Origin of the sequence: Eubacterium segne, assembly GCF_014287775.1 — a bacterium.
Lineage (GTDB): Bacteria > Bacillota > Clostridia > Lachnospirales > Lachnospiraceae > Eubacterium_G > Eubacterium_G segne.
Genome location: NZ_JACOOZ010000009.1, coordinates 29,884 through 53,133, shown reverse-complemented (window position 1 = coordinate 53,133; position 23,250 = coordinate 29,884). Strand labels below are relative to the sequence as shown.

Sequence of the window (23,250 nt, the reverse complement as noted above, 5' to 3'; positions counted from 1 at the left end):
CTTCCTAAATCAGGTAGATTCCCTTTCAATAACAGATGGTAAAAATACCGATGTTTTTCTGTTTCCAAGGTCCTCTCCATCTATTAATTTTGTGAGAAGTTCAACACATTCCCTTGCCATGGATTCAAAATCCTGGTCAACTGTGGATATTCTCGGATGAAGGTAATTTCCCATAGGTATATTATCTACTCCTAAAACTGCTATATCCTTTGGAATGGAGTAACCTGCTTCCTGGATTGCCCGATATACTCCTATTGCCCTTTCATCACCTGACACAAAGAATGCATCCGGCTTTTCTTCTTCAAGAACTCCCTTTGCAATTCTGTATGCCTTATCTACTGTATTTGCTCCATATCTTATGTTAAATATGCCATCAGACTTACCTGTGGCATCCTGAAATCCTTTTACTCTTAATTTGTTAGAGTCAAATCTTTCTTCGCCAACAAGAAATTCTATATATTTATAACCTCTGCCTATAAGGTAACTTCCTCCCTTGTAGCCTACATAATAGTTGTCCAAGCTTACGGAGCATACATCGTCGTCCTCAACCTGTCCAAATATTACAAAAGGAATACCCCGTTCTTTTAAGAACTTTACCCTAAGGTCGTCATATACATGCTCCAGTAAAATCACTCCATCAGCCAGTCCGTTTTCCAAAAGATAATATCCGTCTGTTTCATCTGAAATAAAGCTGTTACTATTACTTGGTGTCATAATTACTTTCAGATTTTTCATCCTTGCATATGAGAACAGATACTTAAGCATAACCACATGCCATGAACTTAAATGTTCCTCCTCATGCCTGTCTGTAAAAACCATTATTACGTTAGTTTTTGCTCCTTTTAAGCCTTTAGCCAAAATGCTTGTCTGATATCCCAGTTCCTTTATTGTGGCGTTTACAATATCTCTGGTTTTCTTAGAGACGCTTTCCGAATCATTTACAACTCTGGAAACTGTCTTAATTGAAACTCCACAGGCATCGGCTATATCCTTAATAGTGACCTTACCTTTTCTTGTATTCATATGTATTTCCTCATTTCATTTTATTGATCAATAGCTTGAAATCCTATAAGAACGTGTCTTGTTTTGTCTTACGTTGTCATATTAATATTTTTATGCATTATTGTCAATAAGGCTATTGTTTTTTCTTTATTTTTGTATATTTTGTATATTTTTGTGGGGTTTTTATATTGATTTTAACGTGGTGAAATGTCCGTTTTTGTCCTTGTTTTTTCTTTAAAAACCTTTTTTGTCTCATGGTGGGACATTTTGTTGTCATATAAGATATTTTTCATTTTCTATTGACAAAACTTCTGATTAAAATTACCATACCTATTATAATCTATTTAATATAAAGAATAAGGAGGAATTTCTAATGAAATTATGGAAAAAGGCTGTAAGCCTAGCAATAGTTTCTGTATTGGCATTATCAATGAGTGCCTGCGGAGGCTCAGAAAACAAGAGTACAGGTTCAACTGATACATTTAAGATTGGTGGTATCGGACCTACAACAGGTGATGCTGCAATTTACGGAAAGGCTGTTAAAAACGGTGCACAGCTTGCCGTTGATGAAATTAACAAAAACGGTGGAATCAACGGAAAGAAGATTGAATATAAATTTGAAGATGACCAGAATGATGCAGAAAAGTCTGTTAATGCTTACAACAGTTTAAAGGACTGGGGCATGCAGATGTTAGTCGGTGCAGTTACATCTAACCCATGTACTGCAGTAGTTGAGAACACACACAATGATAATATGTTCCAGCTTACACCATCAGCTACAGCTGTTGAATCTATTCAGTATGATAACGCATTCCGTATGTGTTTCTCAGATCCTAACCAGGGTTCTGCTTCTGCTGATTACATAGCTGATAACAAGCTTGCTTCTAAGGTAGCCGTTATTTATAACAGTTCAGACCCTTACTCATCAGGCATTTATCAGAAGTTTGCTGAAGAAGCAAAGGCTAAAGGACTTGATGTTGTAGCAGCTGAAGCTTTCACAGCTGACAGCAAGACAGATTTCTCTGTTCAGATTCAGAAAGCTCAGAGCTCAGGAGCAGAATTAGTATTTCTTCCTATTTATTATCAGGAAACTTCATTAATTCTTGCTCAGGCTAAGAAAGCCGGCTTTACACCTAAGTATTTCGGATGCGATGGTATGGACGGAATCCTTGCCCTTGACGGATTTGACAAGAGCCTTGCAGAAGGACTTATGTTCCTTACACCGTTTACAGCTGATGCCGAAGACGAAAAGACTCAGACATTCGTAAAAGCATACAAGGATGCTTTTGGTGATACACCTATTCAGTTTGCTGCTGATGCTTACGACTGTGTATACACAATTAAAGCAGCTATTGAAAAATCAGGGGTTACACCTGATAAGAGCGTATCAGATATATGTGATGCATTAAAGGCAGCTATGACACAGATTAAGATGGATTGCCTTACAGGTAAAGAAATTACATGGTCTGCTGATGGAGAACCTTCAAAGTTGCCAACAGTTGTCGTTGTTGAAAAGGGTGCATACAAAGTTAAATAAAGTAAATTAAAATAGGTTAATATTGATTTTTTGCAAGATTGCCTGTATGAGCTTTTTTCACTCGTACAGGCTCTCTTTGCTTATAAATGGTATAATAATAGAAAATAGGAGGAAAAACATGAGCTTTGTGTCGTATCTTATTAACGGATTAAGCTTAGGAAGTGTTTATGCATTAATTGCCCTTGGTTACACCATGGTATACGGTATTGCAAAAATGCTTAACTTCGCTCATGGGGATGTCATTATGATAGGTGGTTATGTTGCCTTACTTTCCATGACAAATGCCGGATTATCCCCGCTTTTGGCAACACTCATTTCTATAGTTATCTGTACAGTTTTAGGTATTGTTATAGAAAGAGTTGCATACAGACCTCTTAGAAATGCTACATCTTCTTTGGTTGTACTTATTACCGCCATCGGTGTCAGTTATCTGTTGCAAAACGTTGCACTTTTACTTTTCGGTGCTAACGCACAGACCTTCCCATCAGTTATTTCATGGAAGGGATTGTCTCTTGCAGGAGGAAAGTTAAATATTTCCGGCGAAACTTTTGTAACTATTTTGGTTTGTATTGTAATTATGGTATGTTTAATGCTGTTTGTTCAAAAGACCAAACCGGGTCAGGCAATGCGTGCTGTTTCAGAAGACCGTGGAGCTGCCCTTTTAATGGGTATTAACGTAAACGGTACTATAGCCCTTACCTTTGCCATTGGTTCAGGTCTTGCAGCTATTGCCGGAGTGCTTTTATGCTCCGCATACCCTAGCCTTACACCTTATACAGGTGCCATGCCCGGTATTAAAGCCTTTGTTGCTGCTGTATTCGGTGGAATCGGTTCTATTCAGGGAGCATTTATTGGAGGACTTCTTCTTGGGGTTATTGAAATATTTGGTAAAGCATATATTTCTTCCCAGATGGCAGATGCCATTGTATTTGCAGTATTAATTATTGTCCTTTTAGTAAAACCAACAGGACTTTTAGGCAAAAAAATCCAAGAGAAAGTGTAGGTGAATATTATGTTAAAGAAATTATCAAAACAAAAAAAGAACGACTTAATCACCTACGGTATTGTTATAGTAGCATTTATAGCAATGCAGATACTTATTGGTTCAGGACAGATTTCATCTCTTTTTCAGGGATTAATGGTTCCTCTTTGTACTTATATAATACTTGCAATTTCATTAAACTTAGTAGTAGGTATTCTTGGTGAATTAAGCTTAGGTCATGCGGGATTTATGTGTGTTGGTGCCTTTTCCAGTGCATTTTTCTCAAAAACCATGTCCGATACCATTACCAATTCCTCTCTTCGTTTCTTTATTGCTTTATTAATTGGAATTGTGGTTGCAGCCATTTTCGGTATTATAATCGGAATCCCTGTACTTCGTCTTAAGGGTGACTACCTTGCAATCGTAACTCTTGCCTTTGGAGAAATTATTAAAAACCTTGTAAATGTACTTTACATTGGAAAAGATTCAAAAGGTTTTCATTTTTCCACAAAAGATGTTATGTCCCTTAACATGGATCCTGACGGAAAGGTTTTAGTTAATGGTCCTCAGGGTATTACCGGTGCACCTAAAGATGCAACATTTCTTATTGGATTTATTTTAGTCCTTATTACGTTATTTATAGTATTAAATCTGATTCATTCAAGAGACGGTCGTGCAATTATGGCTATTCGTGATAATCGTATTGCTGCTGAATCTATCGGAATTAACATTACAAAGTATAAACTTATGACCTTTACCATTTCTGCCGGTATGGCAGGTGCAGCAGGTGTTCTTTACGGACACAACCTTTCAAACCTTACGGCAAATACTAATAACTTCGGTTACAATATGTCCATAAACATTCTTGTATTTGTTGTTCTTGGTGGAATTGGAAATATCAGAGGTTCAATTATATCTGCGGTTATTCTTACACTTTTACCGGAATTGCTTCGAGGATTGTCAGATTACCGTATGTTAATTTACGCTATTGTTTTAATTATTATGATGCTCTTTAACTGGGCTCCTAAGGCAATTGAATGGCGTGAAAAATATCTTTCCTTTGGGAAGAAGAAAAAGGAGGCTTCAAAATAATGGATGATTTATTAAGTGTAAAAAATCTGGGAATTTCATTTGGCGGTCTCCGGGCAGTAAATGAATTTAGTATTAATATCAAAAAAGAGCAGCTTTATGGCCTTATCGGACCTAACGGTGCCGGAAAAACTACTATTTTTAACCTTCTTACAGGAGTTTACAAACCTGACAGTGGTAAAATTCTTCTTGATAATGTGGATATTACAGGAAAATCTACTATTGATATAAGTAAAGCAGGGATTGCAAGAACATTCCAGAATATTCGTCTTTTCTCTCAATTGACGGTTCTTGATAATGTTAAGGCAGGACTTCACAATAAGCATCATTACTCTACATTAGACAGTATTCTCCGTCTTCCACGTTTCCACAAAACGGAAAAGGAAATGGATAAGATTGCCATGGAGCTTCTTGATGTATTCGGACTGGCAGATTATGCAAATGTTGAAGCCCAGAACCTTCCTTACGGTCAGCAGAGAAAATTGGAAATTGCAAGAGCTCTTGCAACGGAACCAAAGCTTCTTTTATTAGATGAGCCTGCTGCCGGCATGAATCCAAATGAAACAGAAGAGCTTATGGATATGATTCGTTTTGTAAGAGATCATTTCCATATGACAATACTTTTAATTGAACATGATATGAAACTTGTCAGCGGAATCTGCGAACAGTTGACTGTTCTTAACTTTGGTGAAGTTTTAGCCCAGGGTGATACATCAACTGTATTAAATGATCCACAAGTTATCAAGGCTTATATTGGAGAATAGGAGGAAACCGTTATGGCAATGCTTGAAGTAAAAGATTTAGAAGTATATTATGGTATGATACAGGCAATTAAGGGCATCTCTTTTGAAGTAAACAAAGGTGAGGTTATTGCCTTAATCGGCGCTAACGGTGCCGGCAAAACCACTACTCTTCATACAATTACCGGTTTGCTTTCTCCTAAAGAAGGTAAAGTCCTCTTTGAGGGAAAGGATATTACAAAGATTCCGGCTCACAAAATTGTATCTATGGGAATGGCACATGTTCCTGAGGGAAGACGTGTTTTTGCGGAATTAAGCGTATATGAGAACCTTAAGCTTGGTGCTTATACCAGAAAAGATAAAAATAATATTGAGGCTGATTTAAAGAGTGTTTATGAACGTTTTCCACGACTGGCTGAAAGAAAGAATCAGGCTGCCGGAACTTTAAGTGGTGGTGAGCAGCAGATGTTAGCCATGGGTCGTGCTTTGATGTCAAAACCGTCTATTATTTTGATGGATGAGCCATCAATGGGACTTTCACCAATTCTTGTTAATGAAATTTTTGATATTATTCAGTCTATCAGCAAAAGTGGTACTACTGTTCTCTTAGTTGAACAGAATGCCAAAAAGGCATTATCCATTGCTGACAGAGCATATGTTTTAGAAACAGGTAAGATTGTTTTAGAGGGTAAAGCCAGTGACCTGCTTGAAAATGACTCTATCAAGAAGGCATACCTTGGTGAATAATGGGATATATATGTCATTTTTCCTTAGAATATGGCATTACATGTAAAGAAGGAGGGAAGTAAAATGGAGAATGTTGTTATTACAATTTCCCGTCAATACGGAAGTGGCGGAAAGACAATTGCTGCCATGCTGGCTCAGAAACTAGGTGTCAACTTTTACAGCCGTGATATTTTAAAAATGGCTTCTGAGGATAGTGGAATTAATGAAGAACTTTTTGGTATGTCTGACGAGAAAATCCGTCGTGCCGGATGGCTTCGTACATTAAGTCACCCTTATGAAGGTAAACTCCTTCCACCGGAAGATAAGGAATTCGTTTCTGATGATAACCTTTTCAATTATCAGGCAAAGGTAATTAAGGATTTGGCTCAGAAGGAGTCCTGCGTTATTGTTGGAAGATGTTCTAACTTCATATTAAGGGATGAACCTAATGTATTAAGTGTTTACATTCATGCTGACAAGGATTTCTGCCTTGCCCGTGCCATGGAAAGAAATAGCATGAGCGAAAAGGAAATGCAGCGTAAAATCGAACGTACCAACAAATACCGTTCTGATTTCTACTACTATCACACAGGTCATAGATGGACGGATGCCAGAGACTATGATTTGTGCTTAGACAGTGGCAAGCTTGGTTTTGAAAAGTGTGTGGAAGAAATTGAAGCCTATGCTAAAATCAGATTTGGTAAGTAAATAAGAGATGGATATTTAAATGCTACCCGGAAATGAAGCAATGATATTTCCGGGTAGTTTTTTTATATTTAGGGATAGTGATGGGCAATGATATTTTTATGAGACTTTTCGACGTATTGGGTGCTTTCTGGTGCACTTGGAGGCTTTTTATCGCTTATAGCCGGCAAAGGTCACAGTGTTTTGGTGATTTTTACCGGGACTTTTCTATGAAATCTTTGTTTTCCCGGTTTATTTCGGTGGTTTTAGCCGGGGAAGGAGCAATTCGTACCGGGAATTTTTCATCAAATCTTTGTTTTCCCGGTTTATTTCTTTGGTTTCAGCCGGGGAAGAGGCAATTCGTACCAGGAATCTTTCATCAAATCTTTGTTTTCCTGGTTCTTTTCTTTGATTTAAGCCGACGAAGGGGCAATTCGTACCGGGAATTTTTCATCAAATCTTTGTTTTCCCTGTTCTTTTCTTTGATTTCAGCCGGGGAAGGGGCAATTCGTACCGGGAATCTTTCATTAAATCTTTGTTTTCCCTGTTCTTTTCTTTGGTTTCAGCTGGCGAAGAGGCGATTCGTACCGGGATTTGACTATGAAATTCTTCTTTTCCCGGTTTGTTTCGGTGGTTTCACACTTTTACCTTTATCATATTTTATAAGTTGATGCTTTATCATATCCTTCATAAATTAATTGACGCTTTTTAATAAATGTGCTACTATGAATATACTCTTTGCACTGCATATAATCTACAGTACAAACTGATCAGACCATTAACTTTGGTTAAGGAGTCGGGCCGTAACATGGCAGTGGAATTTATTCATCCACGGGACAGTAGTTGCTTATACTGATTCGTGGGTGTTTTTTTATACTTTTTTATAAGCATATTAAAAATCTCACATATATCTGGTGCCATAGAACTATCTTATATTATGGAGGTAACTAATATGGAAAAAGACAAAGTTATGACCGAAGGCAGCCATTCTGATGCCCTTGATTTTCAGAAGGTTGCAAACAAAGTATCCTTTATTACAATTATTGAAAACGTGCTATTATCACTTTTCAAGCTTTTTGCCGGAGTTGTGGCACATTCCAGTGCTATGATAAGTGATGCCATTCATTCGGCATCTGATGTTTTTAGCACAATTGTGGTAATAATAGGAATTAAGCTGGCTTCAAAAGAGTCCGACAGGGAACACCCATACGGACACGAGCGAATGGAATGTGTGGCAGCCATTGTTTTGTCAATGGTTCTCTTTATTACCGGTCTTGCCATCGGTGTAGATGCGGCGGAAAATATTATAAAGGGAAATTATGAAACAATGGAAGTTCCCGGAGTCCTTGCCCTTGTGGCAGCAATCGTCTCCATTGCCACTAAAGAAATTATGTACTGGTACACCCGCCATTATGCTAAGAAGTTAGATTCCAGTGCTTTAATGGCTGATGCATGGCACCACCGTTCAGATGCCTTTTCATCCATTGGTGCCTTAATCGGTGTAGGCGGAGCTATTTTAGGATTCCCTATTATGGATTCTATCGCCAGTCTTGTTATTTTTGTTTTCATTGCCAAGGCTGCATATAGCATTTTCAAAGATGCCATGGATAAAATGGTAGACCATTCCTGCGACGAAAAAACCGAAAAAGAAATTTACGATTATGTAATCAGCCATGACGATGTTTTAGGCATTGACCTGCTGCAAACAAGAATCTTTGGAAATAAAATCTATATTGATTTGGAAATCGAGGTTGACGCAAGTTATTCTTTAGAAAAGGCTCACGCTGTAGCGGAGGATGTTCACAAAAATATCGAACAACGCTTCCCAAAGGTTAAACATATTATGATACATGTTAATCCCTATGAAGGGGAAGAGGGGAAATGTTAATAAGTTGGTAATTAATATCTCTTAGCAAATAAGAAATAACCAGTTATTAAGCTTTTTCGCGCTCTACAACGCTTTACAGACTCTCCCCCTGACAAATAATAATTAGTACACAAAAAGACTGTATGTTCAAGTTGTTGAACTACAGTCTTTTATTAAACTATAATTATATTTTTAAAAATATAGCTTTTGAAACACATCAGGTGTTTCAAAAGCGTAGTTGACCAGCTCCGATGGAGCGTGCTCTGCGGAGCAGAGTTATGAAACGGTAATCCTATACCGTTTCATAAGTTATATGCTTTACCACATCCCTGATACCGGTATTTATTTTTTAAATCTGTACTTTCCTTTTTCCGTGACCGGACACCGATTCAATAATATCCGCCTGTACCAGATTAGAAATCAGTTTTGATGCACCTGATTTTTTCAGTTCAAGAAGTTCCATAACTGCACCTCTTCCAAATACTTCATCAAATCCAAATTTCTCAAAAAGTCTATGAATATGAACTTTCGTTTTTACAGTAAAATCGCTTTCTTTTTCGGAAAGTACCCTTTCAATGTCCACTTATTTGCCCCCAATGTCCACTTTTGTTCCCTTAATGTCCACTTTTTCGTCCCCAATGTCCACTTTTGTGTTCCCAATATCCACTTTTGTGTCCCCTATGTCCACTTTTTCATTCAAAAGTCCACTTATATGAAGATTTCGACTGTGTATTTACATTTTACTCTATCAACTGATTTTTAAGCATGACCCTCAAGTCGCACTTTATCTTTTTGGTTTTAGACTCCAATTCCACCATTCTGTCGTCTATTACTCGTGCCTTACACTCCCCAAGTTTCTTGTGAACAACCTTTCCGGTTCTCTTTATTTCTTCAAGTTTTTCTTTATACCGGGCATCGCTTATATCAATGGTTTTAGTTTTTTCCACTAAGCCATTTTTTACACTAATTGTATTTCCTGACCTTGATGGTTTTCTATCTGCCTTTTCAAGCCCCAGCAATTCATCTGAAAAAGTTGATGCGTTAACAAAAGTAAACAAAACCAGCTCATCTTTTGCCCTTGTAACGGCAACATAGTAAAGCCTTCTCTCCTCTTCATACTCCTTTAGGCTCTCTGTATCCGCTTTTTCAGGTCTGGCAATAACCTTAGATGGAAATATCCCGTCTTTTCCATCCATTATAAATACCCTGTCATATTCAAGACCTTTGCTTGAATGAATAGTAGACAGCACAAAATTACTGTTTTTGTTAAATTTCTTAGTGCTGATTATTTTCGCCAGTTCATCTAACCTTTCTACCACTCTCATAGCCGACGGTTCCATGGAAGCAATAGCTTTAATAATGTCTATTTTGTCAGTTTTAATTTTATACCGCTGCAAATAGTCGTTATAACCCATAGTACCGGCTATTCTGCCTATTGCCTGTCCTCCATTATCCTTTAACAGATTTTCAAACTGTCTGATTATTTTTCCAACACTTTGCTTAGATCCTGAAGGAATTTCAGGAATTTTAAGAGCCGCCTGCAATATGGGAATATCTTCTTTTTTGCTTAACCTATATATTCTATCTAAATAATCCCTGCCTATATAAGTGGAGACTTTAAAATAAATCCGGGTAAACAACTCAGTATTCTTTGTGTCATAGGCAAATAAAATTATATCCCTAATATCCTTTACCACCTTGTTTGAAAAAAATGTCAGGTCATTATTTTTCACATAATATGGGATATTCATTCGCTCTAATCTGTCTATAACCGGCAAAATGCACTCATTTTCCGGATACAGCACTGCCGTTACTTTCTGTCCCATTGTTTTTTCTTCAAACCCGGATTCTACCCCATTTATCCGGCTCTGCTCTGTCTGATACTTTTTCATCCTGCTCTGCTCTATCTCATATTTTTCCATCTGACATTGTCTTGCAGCCTCTATTAAATGAGAATACTGGTCTTTTCTATCATTTACCTTTATTGTCTTAATATCCACTCCCATGTCTCTTGTAGCTTTCATATGCTTTTCATGCCTCATTGTATTTTTACTGACAAACCTATCTGCCGCCTTAACTATTTCCCCGGCAGACCTGAAATTTTCCTCCATTAAGAGAACATTTGCCCCGGGATAATTTTCCTCAAAAGAAATAAGTGCCTCCGGATATGCTGCCCTAAATCCATATATGCTTTGGTCTTCATCCCCCACCATAAACAGTTTCCGGTACTTTCCCGCTAACATATTTATTAACTCATGCTGTATTTTTGAAGTATCCTGTGCCTCATCCACACAAATATATTTGTATGTTTCCTGAAAATCCCTAAGTAAATCCTTACATAGTTTTAACAGATTTATGGCATAAATCATCTGGTCATCATAATCCATCAAAAAGCCGTCTCTAAGTTTCTTATTGTATATGTCAAAGATTTTATGTATGGGAATATCTTCCTTTTCCCCCAAAACTGCTATTTCATCCTTTGAAAGCATCATATTTTTAATATAAGTTATTCTAGTGGACAGATTCATCAAATCGCTTTCCGTAGGTCGGCTGTTTACCGCCTCTGTATAGGCTTCCGCCAAAAGACGATACCTGTCACTTTCCTTATCTAACAGATTATAAACCTCCTTATGAGATTTTTCCGAAAAATAGTTAATAATCTTTGCTGCAATACCATTAATTGTCCTAAAATTAAGTTTTCCTGCCATCTCCTGTCCAAACATCTCTGCAAACCGTGTTTTCATTTCCATGGTGGCAGGCACTGTGTATGTCAGGGTTAGAATACTTTCAGGCTCTATAGCAAGGCAGTAAATCATGTAGCCAAGTCTTGTTATAAGAACTCTGGTTTTTCCACTTCCCGGCACCGCCAGAATAAGAGTTGGCTTTTCCACAGATTTCACTGCCGCTAACTGCTGCTCATTTAATTGTATATTGTACTTATTTATAAATTCCCCGAATGTCATGTAAATCCTCTTAAAACTCTTTTTAAACACATTTATAATAGCATAATCGGACTTTTTTTCCCATACAAAACATTCCGGTAACTTATTGATTCTTTTAAAAAGTGAATCTATAATTGTGTTAATACTGAAAAATACTAAAAAGAGGTGTGCAAAATGAACAAAGAAGATGAAATAATAAAACAGGACTACGATCGTGCCGTTAATATGTGGAACGAAACTTACTCCCACTGCAAAATCGTTGATTTAAAAGGAAAATCTCTTTCCGTGGAGCCTATGTTTGATATTTGCTTAGATATTTTTGCCAGCAAATGTAAAAATATTTTGGATTTTGGCTGTGGCACCGGAGATGTGATTTTTCAATGCTATGAATTTGGAAATATGAATTTTGGTCTGGGAGTTGATTTGTCAGAAACAGGCATCCAATATGCCCGCAAAATGACTTCCGTAAATAATTATAAAAACCTTAACTTCGATATAGGAGACATATCTTACTTTGACAGCTACGAGGAAGGCTCCTTTGACGGAATAATACTGTCAAATGTTTTAGACGTAATGCCTAAAGATGTAGCTGTAAAAACCTTTAATCGCCTTACTGATCTTTTATCCCCGAAAGGTCTAATGTTTGTAAAATTAAATCCTTATTATGACAAAGCCGATATGGCTGAATGGGGGATGACCCAGATTAAGGACAATCTTTTTGAGGAGGACGGGGTTTTAAGATACCGTGAACTTGACACGGCATCCTGGAAACAAAGCTTTGAAAAGTCCTACAACATTTTACGATATTTAGAGTTTCCATACCCATGGCAGGAAGGCATGAACCGTCTGTTTTTGTTAGAAAAAAGGTAATTATTTATTCATGCCCTTAACAATGCCGGAAGCAATGGTTTTTAATGCCTTGTTTGAATGATTGCTGCTCTTATCTCCTACCTCTAAATCCACCGATGGAATGGTAGAGTAGGAGGTTTGAGTTAAATCAATTGCCATTTCCCCCTTTCCATATATTTTAACTCCTGCATTTTCCATTCCCCATACGAGATTTTTTCCTAATTTATTGTGTTTTTTCCAATTTTTAGAAACCGGATACATATTTCTATATGACTTATTTTCAGGTACGCTAATATAAAATGCCCCTTTATCAGATGATGAAGAATCGTAATGCAGGGCAATGTGATAATCGGCACAGTTATTGGCAAACACTGTTCTTCCAATATTGTCTATCTGGGAATCTTCGCCTTCCCTTACCATTAAAACATTATAACCTGCTTTTAAAAGCTTCTTTTTCACTACCATTGCCAGTTTCAATGTAGCCTGCGCCTCTGTGGTTCCGTCATTTAAAACAGTTCCACTATTAATTGACGTAGCTCTTATGGCACCTGCTGCCGTACTTCCTCCCGTTACTTTTCCACTGCCATCAGGATGGCATAAAGTCATAACACTTTCGCCTCCTTTAGTTCCATGACCTGCATTTATACACACTGTTTTTTTCTTAGTTTTAGGTGCACTTGAAAAATATAAGGTGGCTGAATCTGTATGTATTTTTGAATAACCTGCAAACTCCCATTTACCATTCCATGGAATTATTTTGGCACAGGTACTCCAATGTGAATAATATTTCTTTTTTCCTTTCCTGACATAACCCCTTAGTCTTACATAATAGCTCTTTGTATTCTTTAGTTTAGATAGCTTTGCAGATTTTTTGTTTTGTCCCTTTACTGTTTTAACCCTTGCTTTTTTAAAGCTTTGCTTTGTGGAATACTGTACCTGATACCCATTAGCCTTACTGTTTTTGCGCCAGGAAACATGAGTATTTCCTGCTTTTTTGGTTAATATATCAATGCTGCTTCCCTTAAGAAAACAGCTTTTAACTCCCGGAGAAATCACGCTTTTATATGTTTTTCCATTAATTGTTTTATACGCCATAATGCTAAATCCATATAAAGTACCGTTTTTGTTTGCTCCTTTGTCTGTATATTTAGTTGTCTCCTTTTTCACCTGACAGATTTTCTTTCCGTCCCTGTAAATATAATAGCCTGTAGCCCCCTCTATTTTATTCCATGTTATGGCAATGCCATTCCTGTTATTAACAATAGAAGCTATTACCGGTCTTTCTTTTTCAAAATCCGTAACCGTTGTAGAAGTCTCCTCCGCCTCTATTACAGAATTAACCGTAGCTCTACCCGGCATTTTAAATCCCGTATTATTAATTCCCGCCATAATAGTCACTGCTATTACAATAATTCCTGATGCAATTATCATTTTCATTGTCTTTTTATTCATAGGCTACCACCTTTTATATTTATTAACTTTAGTTTAACACTTATCCCCTTCAATTCAACTGTAAAATACACTATTTCCATTCATTATTTTACCGGAAGTTGAATTTCCGTAAGACATTCTTCCTCTATGGATGTTTCATAATCATCTATGTGGCAAAATTCTATGGGATCACCGGTTATTTTCAGATGATGTTCTTTAGCGTAAGCTATTAGCTTGTCCACTCCCTGTTTGGTTCTTGTAGATGAACCTTTATAGAAAATAGACAGGTACTTTCCGGCAGGAAGGGAATAATTACTATTATATAAAAGTGTGTCAGAATAGAAAAACACCCCCTTTGTAATATAGGAATTGTCCTCGTCATTTACTTTGCTTGTGTCTAACACATAACAGTCACAGGCTCCTATTGTGTCTACTTTGTTTTTGTGGGACTGCATATATTTAACAAGATAATAATCCACGTCATCATCATCTAAATTGGATTCGCTTATCATTACACAGTGTCTCTCTTCAAAATTTTTAAGCCTGATGTTTTCTAAATCAGTGTGATTCATATTTTCTTCTAAGGACTTAATTCTTGCCTCAATACTTATTCTTTTTTCAAACAACTCAACTATGTTTTGATTAACAATATTAAGCTCCTCCGTAAGTAATGTTTTAGTGGTTTCCACATTTTGATTTTTATCAAATTCCTTTATCCTCTCTGTGGAAAAATCCAGTCCCAGCAACTCTCTTATCATGGTAAGCTGACGTATATCTGATAAGGTATAAACCCTGTAATTGTTCTCCTGATTTCGCAATGGGTTAAGTATTCCAATCTTTTCATAGTAACGTATGGAATCCGTGCTTACATTAAATAATCTTGATAATTCTCCTATGTTAAAAGTCTTTTTTCGCTTCATTTTCGTTTCTTTCCTTGTATTATACTAATGTTTGTTTGTCAATTATAATAGATATAATAAGTATTTTTAGGTATTATATCTGTATTTAGGCATATTGACATTAGTATTATACCAGACTTTATTATATTGTAGAACAAAAAAGGCAATAAAATTTATTGTTCTTTGGAAAGGATTATTTTTTATTCATTATGAAAGATGAGAAATACAAAATAGAAAACAAAATATTAAAGCTTTCACTGGGAGGCACCATTGCATTTACTTTATTAGAAATTATAGCTTCATTTTTGTTGGGTTCTAAAACCGTAATGACTGACGGAATATTCGATTTATTTGATTTACTTCTTTTGCTTCCAATGTTTGCATTGGTTCCATTTCTGTATAAACCTGTTTCTGAAAAGAAACCTTATGGCTGTTCACAAATTGAATCATTATTGGTATTAATTAAATATGTTGTTCTTTTGATTGTGGTTATTAATATGATTGCTTCAAATGTAGTTGTATTATTACACGGTGGACACACAGTTAATGCATTAAACGTGTTAATTTATGAAGCTTCCCTTTGTGGTGGCTGCATTGTTATGTTGCTGATGTTGAAGCATTTAAGCCGTAAATATTCTTCCATGATTATAAAATCGGAATTATATTTATGGAAGGTTGATATTGTAAGCACTCTTGGAATTTCCGTGGCTTTTTTATTCCAGCTGTTTTTGGCAAATACAAAGCTTAACTTTGTAATACCTTACATTGACTCATCTGTAGCCATTGTTGTGGCTTTGTTCCTGGTTAAGGAACCGGTTTTACAGATTATAAAAAATCTTAAGGAGTTAGTTCTTTTCTCCCCTGAACAGGATGTTATGGATGAAATCAGAAAGGTTGTTAATGAGGATATTCAAAATTATGACTACAGCCTTGATTTTCTTGATGTAACCCAAACCGGACGTAAAACATGGATTGAGGTTTATGTTAAAAGCAAAAATGATATTGTAAAAATTAAGGATTTTAAGAGGATACAGGAACATATCACAAAGGACTTAGAAAATAAATTTGATCAGATATCTGTGGAAATTGTTCCGGCAATATAACATTGCAGGATTTGAATAATAGTGTATTTTCACAACAGGCTAAACAGTATTTTTTCTAACTGTTTAACCTGTTTTTTTATTGCCGCTTGCAAAGTTGTTAATTGTATGTATAATATTATATATCTTCTATTTCTTTTAGTTATCGAACACATCTAATTGCACTGAAAGAATATTAAGGAGAATTTTATAGTATGAAGTATAATAGAAACCACAAAGACCGGGTATTTTGTATGGTATTTGGCTATGAAAAGTATAAGGGCAATTTACTTAGTCTTTATAACGCATTAAATGATACTTGTTACACTAATTTAGATGATTTGGAAATCACTACCATGGATAATGCCCTGTATATGAGCATGAAAAATGACGTGTCCTGCATTATATCAAATAATCTGGCATTGTTTGAGCAGCAAAGCACCTGGAATCCCAATATGCCACTGCGGGGATTTATGTATTTTGCGGATTTATACAACAAATATATTTCAACAGGAAGTTTGGGAATTTATAGAGATAAATTGGTAAAGCTTCCCACACCGCAATATTACGTTTTTTATAACGGTGAAAGGGATATGCCCGATAAACAATTATTAAAATTATCAGATGCTTTTATTGAGCCTTCAAGGGAGGGGTGTTTTGAGTGGACTGCTACAATATTAAATATTAACTACGGACATAACAAAAAATTACTGTCTAACTGTAAAACATTATCGGATTATGGTATACTAATAAAAACGATAAATGATTATAAGCAGAAATATAATGATATAAATGCCGCTATTGAAAATGCCATAGACTACTGTATAGAGCATGATGTTTTAAAAGATTTTCTGCTGGAAAGGAAGACTGAGGCTATGCACACACTTCTTACGGAATATGACGAAAAGAAAACAATGGAATATCTAAGACAGGATGCTTATGATGATGGATTTGTAAAGGGCGAATCAACAGGTTTTACAAAAGGCGAAAATCAACTTATGGTTTCTTTAATTTGTAAAAAATTATCCAAAGGAAAATCCGTTAATCAGATTGCTGATGACTTAGAAGAGGATGTTTCCAAAATTAAAGAAATATATGACGTAGCTAAAGACTTTGCTCCTGAATACGATGCTAAGAAAATTTTAGAGAAATTGGGATAATTTTATAAAAAGACTGCAGGCAGGTAAATGAAAATACCCTCACTGCAGTCTTTAATTTCTTTATAATTTTATCTACAACTATGGTCGCTGTCCCAATGCACCTTCTAATGTAATAGTTTCACCACTCATATATTTAAAATCCGGTGATGCCAGCTGTACACAAGGGCGTCCAATGTCTTTTTCAACATCTCCGAAACGTCCCATAGGCGGTACCTTTACATTGGCTTTATATGCCTCAGGATATGCCTTTTCAAAGTTTTCAAGCTGTGATGTCCAGGCTAAAGGACATACCACGTTTACATTGATTCCATCTGCTGCCCACTCTGTTGCCGCAACTCTTGTAAGACCTCTTATGCCTTCTTTTGCAGCTGCATAAGCACACTGTCCAAAGTTTCCAAACAATCCTGCTCCTGAAGCGAAATTAATAACCGAGCCTTTTGTTTCCTTTAAGTATGGATAGCATTCTTTCATGTAATAAAACGTTGCATAAACTCCTGAATACATTGCCAAATCAAACTGTTGTGTAGTGTGGTCTGCAATGGTTACTCCTGAAGCTGATGCCTGAGCATTATTAATTAACACATCAATACGTCCAAATTCATCTATTGTCTTTTTAACAACCTCTTTTACAGTTGCCTCATTATCTGAACCTGCGCTAATATCTGCATGTACCGGTAAGACCTTTATTCCGTACTTGCTCTCCAGTTCCTCTTTAGCATCAGTTAGCTTTTTAACATTTCTTCCTGTAAGAACAAGATTTGCACCTTCTTTAGCGTAAGCAGTAGCAATACCATATCCTATGGAGCCACAACTTCCATCCTGTAAAACTGCTCTTCCACCGCCGGTGATAATTGCAGTTTTCCCTTTCAAAAATCCCATAAAAACACCTCCAGACATAATTGTCACTAGCTTACTTTTGATTGTCATAAGCCCGATAACTAGATATTAACACTTTAAATTTGCCGGGTCAACGTTATATGTTCTTTTATTTGTCTTTACCTGCCATAATATAAAGCATAACAATGCCATAACTGAAACTATTATTCCTGCCTTAAATCCCGGTGTGTGGTATTCCATAACAATGTGATTTTTTCCCTTATCAACATTTATAACAGTAAATATTCCCTGAGCAACTTTAACCTCTGCTTTTTTGCCATTGCATTTAATGCTCCAGCCTTTATCATAAGGAATTGTAAGAAGAAGCTGTCCCTTTTTTCCGGCATTATAGTCTCCTTCAACATAGCCATCCTTCATTATGTCAGGGAAAAAATTATTTTTCTTAAGAAGTTTTATTACACGCCTAAATTCCTCCATATCCAAATAATAAAACATGCCTCTGATTCCACTTGTTGTAAATATTTTTCCCTTCATTGCCACTGTATGCTTTTGTCCCCTTTTATCCTGAGAAATTTGAACGGTTTTATATGAATTCCACTGACCATAATCCGTTCTTAGTTTTCCATCGACATACAAATCCACTTTATTTTCATATCGCCTTGTAAGATATCCATAAAGCACATTGCTGCATTTTGGGCTATTCATTACCCAGGTAATTTTTCCGTTTTTAGAAATTTTCCGGGACTTAACTTTTTTAAACACATTTACCTGTTTTCCAACAACTCCACTTAACAGTCTATTTTGATATTCAAAAGAATTTTCTGCTACTATATCCTTATACACATCCTTATGGGTTAAATATCCTAACCCTAATGCATAAGGATTTTCGTATACACTTTTTTTATTATATTTTTCTATGCTTTTTACCTTTTTGTATCCTAAAGGTGCCTTTTTACTTAAAAGATACTTTATTCCCAAAAGAGAATCACTTACTAAAATAGGTTCCTTATATATAATCACCCTCTTACACTCACTATATCCACATTTTGAATAAAGCTTCATTATGGAATTATTAAAGGTAGAACTGTAAGAAGCTAAGGGCATATACCCATATGCCATACCTTCGTTAAAAGCTCCAAAAGTATTTTTAGGTTTGGTTACTCTGCTGCCTGTTTGTTCCACTCTGTAAAATGTACTGTTATCATAGTTTTTTATTTCATTAATCTGCCTTCGGGCATTACTTACATAGCTGTTGTACTCTTTTGTATTTTTAATACTAAAGCTTGAAATATAAATATTAGTATTGTAAAAAAGTTCACCTACAACTAAAATGGTGCAAATCACTGCCACAACTTTAAAATTCTTTATTTTTCTTCTTGTGTTAAAATAAGTTGCAGCCAGAAGCACCATGAAAAAGCATATTACAAAAGCCGACCTGCTGTAATACGATGCCACTTTTCTAAAGCCATTCCAGATTTTTTCCGTTGGATAAAATACATCAGATACAATTAAAACAAGCAGTAAAACTCCAACACATATTTTCTGTCTGATTCCAATGTTTTTCGTTACAAAATATAATATTGTGCCTACTAACGTTAAGGAACCGCAAAACAAAATCAGTATATTTGAATTATCTACATTTGCATTTATTGGAAACAGTGCCTTCACTATATCCCATATATTGCATCGAAATTGAAATCTGAAAAATTTGTCATGCTCTATTCCCTTTCCGTTTAACAGCTGCATAACCATAGGAATAAAGAAAAACATAGTGGTTAAAACTGACAGTATCATTGTCAGACAGTAATTTTTGAATTTTATAAGTATTGGCTTTAATCCCTGATTATTAAATTGCATAACCTCATATACGAAATAAAATACTGACAGCAGGCAAATCATGTATGCCGTATACCAGTTGGATATAACCGCAACTACCGTTATTATGTACAAAAATACTTTCTTATTTTCAGTAATTACCCTGTATACCCCAAGCATTACAAGAGGCAGAAAAACTACTCCATCTAACCACATGATATTGGTTATCTGTTTTATACTGTAGGTCATCATAGAATAGGACACAGACAATAACACCGCCCACACCCCTGAGAGATTTTCAAACCTTTTTCTTAAGTATATACAGCAGGTAAGACCTGCCAAGGCTATTTTGATAATTGCCAAAACCACAATAAACAGTTGGATATCCTTAAAGAAAAACAAAAGAAGATTAAATGGACTTGATAAATAAAATGACCAAAGTCCTATGGTATTATCCCCTAATGATTTTCCAAATGAATAGGCAATATTCGCCTCTCCATTAAACACCCTCTTTAACCACTGAAAGAAATCCAGATACTGATAATCCATATCCCACAGGGTAAAATTATTATTTCCAAAAGGATAATTTTCCACAAATAAAAGAACTCCTGTCAAAATTATTGCCGGGAGTCCCATGGAAATTATATATGTAAATAAATTATTTTTAGTTTTCATAGCACACCTTAAAACTTTTCTCTATATATTTAAGGTGTATTATAGCACACACTCTTAAAAAATTAAATATGATGTAAATGTGATATTTTATCTATTTTCCCCAACATACTCATAAATTACCCTGTTTTTATCCGAGTAAACCTGTTTATAATCCTTATCTTTTGATATATATGTATATAGCAGTCCCTTTTTGTAAAGAATTGCATGAGTAAATTTATACTTATCAAATATATCCTTGTAATAAATATCCCCATCCTCAAGCCTGTTATACTCTTTCATAACATCTGCCTTACCGTTATTTTTCTTAACAAAAACCTCCGCCCTGGCATCCATATATGGCTTAAATCCACAATACTCTGCGTATCCTCCATCTTCATATGTGGTAAATAATACCACATCATCCGGATTATTATTTGCCTTTAAATATTCAACTGCTCCCTTACATTTTGCCTGAGCAGAAGAATCATCATATTTTATAAATTTAACTGCTACCGCTGCCACAATTGCAATGCACAATACTACTAATAGTATATTAACAGTTTTTCTGTTTGACTCTTGGGACTTTTTATTTTCAGGTGGATACACATCCTTTAGATAGTATGCTAATGGGAACAATGCTCCTGTGGCAAATATAAATATGCTTCTATATGCCGACAACATCAAATAAGTTGTTCCTAAAGTCAGACAAAAATATCTGATTTTGTAAGTACCCCTGCGGTATAAAATATAGGCAAAAACCATTATAATCATAATAACCGCCATTGCCATTCCCATGGCATCATTAACGTTAATCCCCTGCATTTCAGAAATATACCCGCTTATTTCTTCTAGCCCGTAAGACCTGAACAAATACGTAATAGCTTTAATTCCATATGGATTAATTAATCCGGCAATAAATACCGCAACCATGGATAAAAGCAATGGAATAATTTTTTTATTTTCCCCTTTAACCTTTAATTTGGGAATGGAAATGCTGTCTGCCACATAAGGAAGCATTAACACAATAATCATCCACCACATAGAGGCATGAAGATTTATTTCCAAAACCGATAATATAGGAAGTGCTATAAGATACCTGGTTTTCTGCTCTTTTATAAACTTCTCAAGATAATATAATTCAACTGCAAATATAAGGGCTGTAAAAATCTTAGGTCTGGTAACACATGAAAAAGCATTTATAATAACATACACACAGCCTATAATAAAAGAAATTAAAGTATTGTTGTTAGTAACATACAAGCATATTTTATAAATTATAAGAGTTGTAATTAATGATATAATACTCATGGTCACAACCATTCCCATTACGCCAAATGTATTATAAATTAATGCGAAAATAACAGAGCTAAGCCACTGCTGCATAACAAAATTCCATCCCTGATGCATTGTAAAAGGCTCCGTATGGGGAATGCCATTAGCCATTACATAATCCCCACCTTTTAACAAAAACCAGAAATCATTATCAATAACCGGATTTATGGTAAGCAGTACAAGAACTGAAAGCACTACTCCAAATATAATAGTAATTTTCTTTCCCTGAGTTGCCGGGTTACTATAAGTCATCTTTTAATTCCTCCCCAATTTTCAACCATTAACCTATTCCACCTAAAATTGCTCCGGCAACTAATGCTACAAAAGCCAAAGGAACAAGCACATACTTTCCAAGAGGCATAAACCACTTTCCAATAGGCTTGTCCTTGCCCTGGTTTACTGCTTCTAATGCAAAATCTTTTCCTGCTACCCAGAAGAACATGATGCCTGCAAGCATTGCTCCTAACGGACAAATATATATTGAAACGGCATCCATCCATCCTGATACGATTCCCTGAATTGCAAGTCCCACAATGCAACCAATAGCAGCTATTACACCAACTGCTGCCGGTCTTTTAAGACCAAACTTTTCCTGCATTGTTGCTACCGGCGCTTCGTATAAATTAACCAGTGAGCTCATTCCTGCAAAAAGTACACAAATGTAAAATACTATTCCTACAATTTTTCCACCGGGCATTCCATTAAACACATTTACCAAATATACAAACATCAGTCCCGGACCTCCTGAAGATAACTCTGCACCTCCAACTGCCATTCCCGGAATAATTACAAATGCCGCAAGTAATGCTGCCAAAGTATCAAATATAGCCACATTTCCGGCAGATGTTACAACATTTTCTGATTTGCTTAAATATGAGCCGTAAATTACTGTTCCATTTCCTGCAATGGAAAGTGAGAAAAATGCCTGACCAAAGGCAAAAATCCACAATCTTACATTTAACAGTCCTTTTGGATTAATTGTGAATATGTACTTATATCCGTCACTTGCTCCCGGTAATGTAAATATATAAATACCCAGACCTAAAAACAGCACAAATAAAAGAGGCATCATTATTTTGTTTGCCCTTTCAATTCCTCCTGCAATTCCGAATGCCATAATTACCGCTGTTACTATTACTGCAACCACCAGCCATAAATTGTTACCGAATTTTGTTGCGGTGGTTCCAAACATACCTCCTATGGCATCCATATCCTGTCCCATGCCTGCTAACTGTCCTGACAAGGCAAGAAAAGTATATTTGAAAATCCAACCAACTACTACCGTGTAACCGATTGCCAGGGCAAGAGAGCCAATCACCGGAATAATACCTATTCTCTCTCCTATTTTTTTGTTACCGGTCCGAACTTCCGTACACTTTCCAAAAGCTATAATAGGTCCGCCCTTTGCCGCACGACCAAGTGCCATTTCCTCGATAACTCCCGATGCTCCAATTAAAATTACAAACAGAACATATGGAATTAAAAATGTCATTCCTCCCCAATCTGATACCATGTATGGGAATCTCCATATGTTTCCCATACCTACGGCTGAGCCAATGCAGGCAATTACAAAGCCTGTCCGGCTCTTAAAGCCATCTCTCGTTTTTTCCATTATTAGAATTTCC

The 23,250-nt window shown here is 36.0% G+C and carries 19 protein-coding genes and 1 riboswitch; of the genes, 10 read left to right on the top strand and 9 right to left on the bottom strand.

The window, feature by feature from the left end; all coding sequences use genetic code 11:
• Nucleotides 1-9: 9 nt before the first annotated feature.
• Complete coding sequence (locus H8S00_RS11800; protein ID WP_021952543.1) at nucleotides 10-1,023, bottom strand: LacI family DNA-binding transcriptional regulator; 1,014 nt, start codon at nucleotides 1,021-1,023, stop codon at nucleotides 10-12.
• Between the two features lie 352 nt (nucleotides 1,024-1,375).
• Here H8S00_RS11800 and H8S00_RS11795 point away from each other — a divergent pair, with 352 nt between their 5' ends.
• From H8S00_RS11795 to H8S00_RS11765, 7 genes are all read left to right on the top strand, one after another.
• The gene (locus H8S00_RS11795) at nucleotides 1,376-2,539 is read left to right on the top strand and encodes an ABC transporter substrate-binding protein (RefSeq protein ID WP_021952544.1); all 1,164 of its coding nucleotides are present in this window, start codon (nucleotides 1,376-1,378) and stop codon (nucleotides 2,537-2,539) included.
• 118 nt (nucleotides 2,540-2,657) lie between these two features.
• Nucleotides 2,658-3,542, top strand: a complete 885-nt coding sequence (locus H8S00_RS11790; protein WP_118589691.1) for a branched-chain amino acid ABC transporter permease — start codon at nucleotides 2,658-2,660, stop codon at nucleotides 3,540-3,542.
• Between the two features lie 9 nt (nucleotides 3,543-3,551).
• A complete protein-coding gene (locus tag H8S00_RS11785) occupies nucleotides 3,552-4,613 on the top strand; it encodes a branched-chain amino acid ABC transporter permease (RefSeq protein WP_021952546.1) in 1,062 nt (353 codons plus the stop codon).
• Nucleotides 4,613-5,374, top strand: a complete 762-nt coding sequence (locus tag H8S00_RS11780; RefSeq protein WP_021952547.1) for an ABC transporter ATP-binding protein — start codon at nucleotides 4,613-4,615, stop codon at nucleotides 5,372-5,374. Before H8S00_RS11785 ends, H8S00_RS11780 begins: the two co-directional genes overlap by 1 nt.
• A gap of 12 nt (nucleotides 5,375-5,386) precedes the next feature.
• The gene (locus H8S00_RS11775; protein ID WP_021952548.1) at nucleotides 5,387-6,097 is read left to right on the top strand and encodes an ABC transporter ATP-binding protein; all 711 of its coding nucleotides are present in this window, start codon (nucleotides 5,387-5,389) and stop codon (nucleotides 6,095-6,097) included.
• Nucleotides 6,098-6,160: 63 nt separating this feature from the next.
• On the top strand, nucleotides 6,161-6,784 hold the full coding sequence (locus H8S00_RS11770) for a cytidylate kinase-like family protein (protein ID WP_118589693.1): 624 nt from the start codon (nucleotides 6,161-6,163) through the stop codon (nucleotides 6,782-6,784).
• Nucleotides 6,785-7,516: 732 nt separating this feature from the next.
• Nucleotides 7,517-7,602: riboswitch (NiCo riboswitch) on the top strand.
• A 110-nt stretch (nucleotides 7,603-7,712) separates the two neighbouring features.
• On the top strand, nucleotides 7,713-8,648 hold the full coding sequence (locus H8S00_RS11765; protein ID WP_118589694.1) for a cation diffusion facilitator family transporter: 936 nt from the start codon (nucleotides 7,713-7,715) through the stop codon (nucleotides 8,646-8,648).
• A 328-nt stretch (nucleotides 8,649-8,976) separates the two neighbouring features.
• On the opposite strand, the gene H8S00_RS11760 is transcribed toward H8S00_RS11765, so the two are convergent.
• Both H8S00_RS11760 and H8S00_RS11755 read right to left on the bottom strand, forming a co-directional pair.
• Nucleotides 8,977-9,210, bottom strand: coding sequence for a hypothetical protein (locus H8S00_RS11760; protein ID WP_243053089.1), 234 nt, complete (start codon nucleotides 9,208-9,210; stop codon nucleotides 8,977-8,979).
• A 157-nt stretch (nucleotides 9,211-9,367) separates the two neighbouring features.
• Nucleotides 9,368-11,590, bottom strand: coding sequence for an ATP-dependent helicase (locus H8S00_RS11755; protein ID WP_118589695.1), 2,223 nt, complete (start codon nucleotides 11,588-11,590; stop codon nucleotides 9,368-9,370).
• 153 nt (nucleotides 11,591-11,743) lie between these two features.
• On the opposite strand from H8S00_RS11755, the gene H8S00_RS11750 reads away from it, so the two are divergent.
• The gene (locus H8S00_RS11750) at nucleotides 11,744-12,439 is read left to right on the top strand and encodes a class I SAM-dependent methyltransferase (RefSeq protein WP_118589696.1); all 696 of its coding nucleotides are present in this window, start codon (nucleotides 11,744-11,746) and stop codon (nucleotides 12,437-12,439) included.
• Here H8S00_RS11750 and H8S00_RS11745 read toward each other — a convergent pair whose 3' ends face one another.
• Nucleotides 12,440-13,870, bottom strand: coding sequence for an N-acetylmuramoyl-L-alanine amidase family protein (locus H8S00_RS11745; protein ID WP_243053090.1), 1,431 nt, complete (start codon nucleotides 13,868-13,870; stop codon nucleotides 12,440-12,442). It lies immediately after the preceding gene.
• A gap of 83 nt (nucleotides 13,871-13,953) precedes the next feature.
• Nucleotides 13,954-14,769 (bottom strand): MerR family transcriptional regulator, encoded by an 816-nt coding sequence (locus H8S00_RS11740; RefSeq protein ID WP_021952555.1) that lies wholly within the window; start codon nucleotides 14,767-14,769, stop codon nucleotides 13,954-13,956.
• Nucleotides 14,770-14,957: 188 nt separating this feature from the next.
• On the opposite strand from H8S00_RS11740, the gene H8S00_RS11735 reads away from it, so the two are divergent.
• Both H8S00_RS11735 and H8S00_RS11730 read left to right on the top strand, forming a co-directional pair.
• Nucleotides 14,958-15,851, top strand: coding sequence for a cation efflux transmembrane domain-containing protein (locus H8S00_RS11735; RefSeq protein ID WP_118589697.1), 894 nt, complete (start codon nucleotides 14,958-14,960; stop codon nucleotides 15,849-15,851).
• Nucleotides 15,852-16,042: 191 nt separating this feature from the next.
• On the top strand, nucleotides 16,043-16,987 hold the full coding sequence (locus H8S00_RS11730; protein WP_118589698.1) for a hypothetical protein: 945 nt from the start codon (nucleotides 16,043-16,045) through the stop codon (nucleotides 16,985-16,987).
• Between the two features lie 78 nt (nucleotides 16,988-17,065).
• Here the strand turns inward: H8S00_RS11730 and H8S00_RS11725 are convergent, their stop codons facing one another.
• The 4 genes from H8S00_RS11725 to H8S00_RS11710 all read right to left on the bottom strand — a co-directional run bounded on the left by H8S00_RS11725 (nucleotide 17,066) and on the right by H8S00_RS11710 (nucleotide 23,237).
• Nucleotides 17,066-17,866 carry an SDR family NAD(P)-dependent oxidoreductase gene (locus H8S00_RS11725; protein ID WP_118589699.1) on the bottom strand — a complete coding sequence of 267 codons (801 nt, stop codon included), beginning with the start codon at nucleotides 17,864-17,866 and terminating at the stop codon, nucleotides 17,066-17,068.
• Nucleotides 17,867-17,932: 66 nt separating this feature from the next.
• On the bottom strand, nucleotides 17,933-20,314 hold the full coding sequence (locus H8S00_RS11720) for a YfhO family protein (protein ID WP_118589700.1): 2,382 nt from the start codon (nucleotides 20,312-20,314) through the stop codon (nucleotides 17,933-17,935).
• Between the two features lie 87 nt (nucleotides 20,315-20,401).
• Nucleotides 20,402-21,877, bottom strand: a complete 1,476-nt coding sequence (locus H8S00_RS11715; RefSeq protein WP_118589701.1) for a hypothetical protein — start codon at nucleotides 21,875-21,877, stop codon at nucleotides 20,402-20,404.
• A 28-nt stretch (nucleotides 21,878-21,905) separates the two neighbouring features.
• Nucleotides 21,906-23,237 carry a sodium-dependent transporter gene (locus H8S00_RS11710; protein WP_186840618.1) on the bottom strand — a complete coding sequence of 444 codons (1,332 nt, stop codon included), beginning with the start codon at nucleotides 23,235-23,237 and terminating at the stop codon, nucleotides 21,906-21,908.
• Nucleotides 23,238-23,250 lie beyond the last annotated feature (13 nt).